At 72.8% G+C, this 6,765-nt stretch carries 6 protein-coding genes and 1 pseudogene; 4 read left to right on the plus strand and 3 right to left on the minus strand.

All coding sequences use genetic code 11. The features are described 5' to 3' along the window. The first annotated feature begins 40 nt into the window (after positions 1–40). Positions 41–808 carry a serine protease gene (locus tag CCN37_RS17110; protein ID WP_086821776.1) on the plus strand — a complete coding sequence of 256 codons (768 nt, stop codon included), beginning with the start codon at positions 41–43 and terminating at the stop codon, positions 806–808. 76 nt (positions 809–884) lie between these two features. Continuing rightward, positions 885–2,489, plus strand: a complete 1,605-nt coding sequence (locus tag CCN37_RS17115; protein WP_143261653.1) for a glycoside hydrolase family 99-like domain-containing protein — start codon at positions 885–887, stop codon at positions 2,487–2,489. On the opposite strand, the gene CCN37_RS17120 is transcribed toward CCN37_RS17115, so the two are convergent. Continuing rightward, positions 2,439–2,828, minus strand: a complete 390-nt coding sequence (locus tag CCN37_RS17120; protein WP_086821778.1) for a hypothetical protein — start codon at positions 2,826–2,828, stop codon at positions 2,439–2,441. The genes CCN37_RS17115 and CCN37_RS17120 overlap by 51 nt on opposite strands. Before the next feature lie 18 nt (positions 2,829–2,846). Here CCN37_RS17120 and CCN37_RS17125 point away from each other — a divergent pair, with 18 nt between their 5' ends. Continuing rightward, complete coding sequence (locus CCN37_RS17125) at positions 2,847–3,566, plus strand: AraC family transcriptional regulator (RefSeq protein ID WP_246843096.1); 720 nt, start codon at positions 2,847–2,849, stop codon at positions 3,564–3,566. Positions 3,567–3,596: 30 nt separating this feature from the next. Further along, a complete protein-coding gene (locus tag CCN37_RS17130; RefSeq protein WP_086821779.1) occupies positions 3,597–4,892 on the plus strand; it encodes an APC family permease in 1,296 nt (431 codons plus the stop codon). On the opposite strand, the gene CCN37_RS17135 is transcribed toward CCN37_RS17130, so the two are convergent. Together CCN37_RS17135 and CCN37_RS39955 are read right to left on the minus strand one after the other, a co-directional pair. Next, positions 4,883–6,430, minus strand: coding sequence for a DNA polymerase Y family protein (locus tag CCN37_RS17135; protein ID WP_246843097.1), 1,548 nt, complete (start codon positions 6,428–6,430; stop codon positions 4,883–4,885). The genes CCN37_RS17130 and CCN37_RS17135 overlap by 10 nt on opposite strands. After that, positions 6,415–6,765, minus strand: a pseudogene (locus CCN37_RS39955) (hypothetical protein); the annotation flags it as partial. The gene CCN37_RS17135 and the pseudogene CCN37_RS39955, both read right to left, overlap by 16 nt.

The raw sequence follows: 6,765 nt of genomic DNA on the forward strand, positions 1-6,765 counted from the left end.
ACGTGTTGCCGCTCGGTGCCGCCGCGCTGACACTCAGGTCATGAGAAGGCTGAGCGCCGTCGCGGTGGTCGTGGTGCTGTCGGTGCTGGTGGCCGCGCACGCGCACGCCCGCCCGCTCGTTGGTGGACGTCCCACGAGCGTCGACCAGTACCCGCACGCCGTGAGCGTCCGGCTGAACGGCAGCCACATGTGCGGTGGGTCGCTGATCCACGAGAGATTCGTCGTGACGGCCGCTCACTGCCTGGTTCCCATCCGGGCATCGTTCAACTCGGTCCAAGTCGTCAGCGGCACATCCCTGTTGTCCAGCGGCGGGACGTCCCACCGGATCGCGCGGCTGCACGTGCACCCGCAGTACAACCCCTTCACAAGCGAGCGGGCGAACTTCGACATCGGACTGCTCGAACTGGCTCGACCAGTGGTCTTCTCCGTGCGGCAGCGGGCGATCTCCCCGCCTGTCAACGCGGTCCACCACGGGGAGGGCGTCGCGGTCGTGGCATGGGGCACGTCGGGACACCGCCAGCCGGTGCACGCCGACCTGCGCAAGGTCGACGCCTCCGCGATGTCGGCCACTCTGTGCCAGCAGTACCACCGAGGTGTCATGAACATCCACAGGACGGAGTTCTGCACCCTGGTGGCGGTCGGTGTGGGCACGTGCCACGGCGACTCCGGCAGCGGTGTCGTTCGCGCGTCCGATCGCACCCTGGTGGGAGTCGTCTCCGGGGGCGTTCCGTGCGCGAAGGGTTATCCGGACGTGTACACCGCTGTCTTCGAGTTCATGCCCTGGATCAGGTCGATCGTGCCCGTGTAGTCGCGCACGGTTGCCGCCCAACCGCTCTGGTTGAAACCTTGTACGGACTTGTCGGGCGGGTCCTAGGCTGTGCGCCGTGTTGAGACGTCTTGTCGCCGCGCCCGTCGTGATCGCCACGGTCGTGGTCGCCGCCCTTGCCGGGTTCGGTGTCCCGGAACCCGCGAAGGCCCAGTCCTCGCCCGCGAAGGTCACCGATCCGGTGCCCATGATCGAACTGCGCACCCCGGCGGGCGGGCGGTTCTACACGCTCTCCCCGCGCGAGGCGGCGGACGCGGTCAGCAAGCACAGGTTCACCCGTGAACCGGGCCAGGCGGGCTACTGGCGCACGGCGCCGTTCCGCGGCTCGCAGCCCGTTTTCCGGTTGCGCGGCGGCAGCGGCTACCTGCTCACCGCCTCGACCTCGGAGCGGGATGCGCTCATCAAGCAGGGCTTCACCGACGAAGATGTCATCGGGCACCTGTGGAGCGCGCAGCAGCCGGGCATGGAACGGTTGCTGCGCTTCAGCAAGTCCGGTGAGTGGCGGGTCGCCGTCGAGTCCCGGACGGGGGAGCTGACCGGACAGGGCTACCGCGCGGACGGCCCGCTCGGCTGGGGGCACTCGGAGTGGATTCGCGCGGGCGCCATCTACTTCGGCACCTTCAACCCGGCGTCGACCGACACCATCAATGCCACCAAGCGGGTGTTCAAGCGCGACGGTGACCACTGGGGCGGAGTGCGGGACTTCTCCGGCCGCGACCCGGCCGTCGCGCAGAACACGCAGGGCTGGCCCGGGGACTTCTCGCACCTGAGCCCGTCGATCGGCTTCTACGACGACTCCAAGCCCGCAACGCTGGAGAAGCACATCGACCAGGCCACCGGCGCTGGCTTGGACTTCTTCCAGTTCTACTGGTACTGGGACACCACGAAGAAGAAGCAGCCGGAGCGCTTCGACGTGTCCCTCACCGCCTTCGGGGCCGCGCGCAACCGGCTCAACATCGACTACACGCTGACGGTGTGCGCGCACCCGTGGGGCAACCTCGGCATCCCGAAGGCGGACTTCGGCACGGTCGCCGACGACTTCGTGCGGCACTTCAAGCAGCCGAACTTCTTGCGCGCCAACGACGGCAGGCTCCTGCTGACCCTGTGCGACCGGCGTGGCATCGGTGACGGCTCCGACGCCGACACCCGTGAGTTCATCTCCGTGGTGCGCCAGCGCGCCGCGTCCGCGCTGGGCGAGGACATCATGGTGCTCGGCTACTGGGAGGCCATGCTCGACCCGGCCGCGCCGGCGCGGTGGGGGACCGAGGGCGCCTACTGCGGCGTCCGCATCGACCACGAGAAGTCCTACGCCCGTTACGCCGCAACGCTTCCCGAGTACCTGGCCAAGGGTCCGTCGCAGTTCATGCGGTGCGCGGCGCAGAACTTCGACGAGCGCCCGCGCTTCCCGCACCTGATCCCGGACCGGGCGAAGATCCGCTTCTACCCGGACCAGACACCGGAGCTGTTCGGCGACGTGCTCTCCAAGCTGCGCAAGGACATCGCGGGCTCGCGCCGGATCTCCGCGGTGGACAACTTCGTCAGCATCTACGCGTGGAACGAGTGGCACGAGGGCGGCATCATCGAGCCGAACGCGCGTGACGGCTGCCGCTACCTAGGGATCGTGCACGACTCGCTGGGGCTGCGCACCGGCAAGGGCTGCTAGCACCGCGAGCCCGACGACGTCGATCCACACCACCCTGGTCAGCTCCGCGTTCAGCGGCCCGCCGATCAGTCCACAGAGGACGAACACGCCGAAGCTCACCGCGTTGACGGTGACCGCGACGGCGCGCAGGCGGGGGCGGAACGCGGAGACGACCAGGGTGGCCCCGAGCAGGCCGAGCAGGACGGCGCGGTGCCGGAACAGCGCCTCCATGTCGGGGCCCGCGATGCCGACCCCGTAGGCCGCGCGCGAGAGGTCGAGGGAGAGCGCGCCGAGCGAGGGCGCGATGTTGATGAGCCCGGCCAGCACGAGCAGCGCCTGAGCGATCCGTTCACGTCGCATTCTGCGATCATCGGGGGCGTGGACACCGCCGCGCTTCCGGAAACGTGCTGTCCCCCGACGCTGTGGCTCCTGCCGGGGCGCGCGGCCTACCTGGGCCCGTCGTTGCGGCTGGACACCCACTCCGGCTCGGTGCACTGCTTCGCGCTCGGCGTGGACGCGCCGTTCCTGCTGACCTCCGCCGAGACGGGGCGGCGCGAGGTGCGCAGCGCGCTGATCACCGCGCGGACCCCGCACCTCGTCGAGGGCGACGGCCGGATGCTGTTCTGCTACCTCGACCGGATCGCGGACCTGCGCTCCGCCATGACCGAGCGGCACTCGTCCGTCCACTTCGGACACCGCGAGGAGGAGCGGTTCGCCCGCGAGCCGCTGCAGGCCGTGCAGGACCTCCTCTCGGCCTCCACCGGGGAGATCGACCCGCGCGTGACCGAAGCTCTGCGCCTGCTGCGGGACCAGCCGGACGCGAGCGCCGCCGAGACGGCCGCGGCGGTGAACCTGTCCACCTCGCGCTTCCTGCACCTGTTCTCCGAGCACGCCGCGACGAGCTTCCGGCGCTACCGGCTGTGGGCGCGGATGCTGCGCGTCGCGGAGGCGGTGAACGCGGGCGCCAACCTGACCACGGCCGCCGCCGACGCCGGATTCGCCTCGCCAGGGCACTTCAGCGACACCTTCCACGCGATGTTCGGGCTGACCGCGAGCGCGTTCCTGGCTTCGCGGAGCCGCGTCGTCACCGTGGTTTAGCCGCGAGAGCGCCGGAGAACTCTGCGCTTCATGGCAGCCACGCTGAACCGCTCGGTGACCACACCGCTGCTGTTCCTGTTCATCCTGGGCGACATCCTCGGCGCGGGCGTCTACGTCCTGGTCGGCGAGGTCGCGGGGCAGGCGGGTGGCGCGGTCTGGGCACCGCTGCTGGTCGCGCTGTCGCTGGCGATGCTCACCGCCGGGTCCTACGTGGAGCTGGCGACGAAGTACCCGCGCGCGGGCGGGGCCGCGCACTACGCCGGGCGCGCGTTCGGGCCGTTCGCCGCGTTCCTGGTGGGCTTCTGCATGCTGGCCGCCGGGGTGGTGTCGGTGGCCGCGCTCGCGCTCGGCTTCGCCGGGGACTACCTGAGCCAGTTCGTCGCGCTGCCCACCCTGCTGGTGGTGGCGGTGTTCCTGGCCGCGCTCGCGCTGCTCAACGCCAGGGGGATCAAGGAGTCCTTGCGCGCCAACCTGGTCGCGACCCTGGTCGAGGTCGGCGGGCTGGTGCTGGTCGTCGTGCTGGGGATCGTGGTGATCGCCAGGGGCGATGCCGACCTGGGGCGGCTGGCGCAGCTGGGCACGGCCGAGCACGGGCCGCTGTCGGCGGTGCTGGCCGGGGCGGTGCTCGCCTACTACTCCTTCGTCGGCTTCGAGACCTCGGTCAACGTCGCCGAGGAGACCGTGGACCCGCGCCGCTCCTACCCGCGAGCCCTCTTCGGGGCCCTGGCCTTCGCGGGCGTGGTCTACCTGGCGGTCGGCTCGGTCGCCGCCGCGGTGGTGCCGCCGGAGGTGCTGGCCTCCTCCAGCGGGCCGCTGCTGGAGGTGGTGCGCATCGCCGGCGGCGTGCCGACCTGGGTCTTCGGCCTGGTGGCCCTGGTCGCGGTTGCCAACGGCGCGCTGCTGACCGGGATCATGTCCTCGCGGCTGGCCTACGGCATGGCCAGGGACGGCCTGCTGCCCGCCGTGCTGGGCCGGGTCCTGCCGGGGCGGCGGACGCCGTGGGTGGCCATCGCGGTGACCGCGGCGCTGTCGCTGCTGCTCGCGCTGACCGGGGACGTGGCGTCGCTGGCCTCGACCCTGGTGCTGCTGTTGCTGGTGGTGTTCTTCGCGGTGAACGTCGCGGTCCTGGTGCTGCGGCGCGACGAGGTCGAGAACGAGCACTTCCGCGTTTTCCGCGTGATCCCGGTGCTGGGCGCGGCGTCCTGCGTGCTGCTGGCCACGCAGGTGGAGGGCGAGGTGTGGCTGCGCGGCCTGATCGTCCTCGCGGTCGGCCTGGTGCTGTCGGTCGGCGCGGTGCTGCGCGGCCGGGCCCGGGCTCACTCGTAGACGCCTTCGACCCACCACGTCGTCCCGTCCCCGGCCAGCAGCAGCGCCCGCTCGCCGCCCTCGCCGTTGGGCTCCAGCACCACCTGCAGCCGGACCAGCCCGGCGGCCGGCCACGGCCCCGACCAGCGCAGGACCTGGCGCGGTGGCCCCTTCTCGGTCAGCACGGCGCACGGGGCCGCGCTCAGCTCGTCCCGCGCGCTCACGCCGACCTCCGCCCCGTTCCCGTCCAGCACCACCACCGGGACCGGGCCGGTGACCAGGCGCTCCGGCGTGGGCTCGGGAACCGCGGCCGGCCACGGCCGCTCGGCGGGGCGCTCCGGGACCGGCGGGTCTCCCCAGGGCACCAGCCGCACCCGCTCGCCGGGGCCGCGCCCACCCCCGATCACCCCGCGCCACACCGAATCCGGGCCGAGCAGGCCCTGCACGCGCACCAGCGCGCGGCCCGCGCGCTCGGCCCCCGAGGTCTCCGCCTCGCCGCTGAGCAGGTCCAGCTGCAACGCCTCCGCGCCGATGACCTCGCGGGGATCGAGCAGCAGCACGGAGATCCCGCCGTCCAGCCCGCCGTCACCCGCCACGCGCAGCCACCCGTCGAGCTGCCAGCGCACGCGGTCCCGCACACCCTCCACGGTCAGCGGCTCCGCACAGCGCCACACCCGCTCCAGCTCGGTGCCGCCCTCGGTGCGCGCGCGGATGCCCAACCGCACGCACGCCAGCCCCCGCCGGGCCAGCTCCGCGTGCATCCGTTCCCCGATCGCCTTGGCCGCGAAGGCCGCGACGTCCACCCTCGTCACGGGCGGGTCGAACTCCTCGGTGACGCTCAGCTCCGGCGGGGGTCTTCGCCGCGACGGCGCGCGCTCCTCCAGCCCGGCGGCGAGTCGGTGCGCCAGCGCCCCCGCCGTGCCGAAGCGGTTGAGCACGTCGGCGGCGGGCAGCTCAGCGAACTCGCCGAGGGTCCGCACACCCAAGCGCCGCACCAGGTCCACCAGCTCCGCGCGTCCGGGAAGGCGCTCCGCCGGCTGGTCCAGCTCGCCGATGCCCAACGGCGCGAGGAACTCCGGGCTGCCCTCGGGCGGGACGACGAGGCCCCCGCGCGCGGCCAGTGTCGCGGCGAACAACCCGTCGGCGACACCGACCTGGCACTCCACCCCGGCCTCGGCCACCTTGTCGACCAGCAGTTCGGCCACCGTCTCCTCGCCGCCGAAGTAGCGGCTCGGGCCGCGCGCGGGGACGGCGAGCAGGCCGGGGCGGACCACCTCCACGCCCGGGGTCAGCCCCTCCACGGCGGCCACGACCGGCTCGAACACCCGCGCGTCCCGGCCAGGGTCGTCGGCGACCAGCTCCAGGTCCGGGCACGCCCGCTGGGCTTGCCTGCGCCGCTGACCCCGCCGCACACCCACCGCGCGAGCGGTTGCCGAGCAGGCCAGGACGCGGTTCGCCGCGACCACCGCGAGCGGTACGTGCGCGCCCAGCCCGGCCGTGGTGGCCGCCGCGATCACCGGCCAGTCCGGGCACCAGACGACGATCAGCCGGGTAGGCACAAGCGGACCGTGCGGGGGCGCGCGGCGGCTGCTCGGCCGGTGGCGTGGATGTCGACCTCGCGGTGGGTGAGGTGGCCGTCCCCGGCTCCGGCACCGTGCCAGCGGGTGTTGGCGCAGCGCAGTTGAACGTCGGCGGAGGGCCAGGGGCCCAGGGGCAGGAGCACGGTTCCGCGTTGGCGCACGCGTGCGGAGAGCTTGCGGACCTGGGCGGGGCTGAGCGTGGTGGTGCCGGTGAAGGCGACGAGGTCGATGCCGTCGGCGAGCGCGGCGACGACTTCGCCGAGCTGGGTTCCCGGGCGGGGCACCAACGCCAGGCGCTGCACGGCGATCCCGGC

The sequence above is a fragment of the Allokutzneria sp. NRRL B-24872 genome (assembly GCF_002155965.1).
Lineage (GTDB): Bacteria > Actinomycetota > Actinomycetes > Mycobacteriales > Pseudonocardiaceae > Allokutzneria.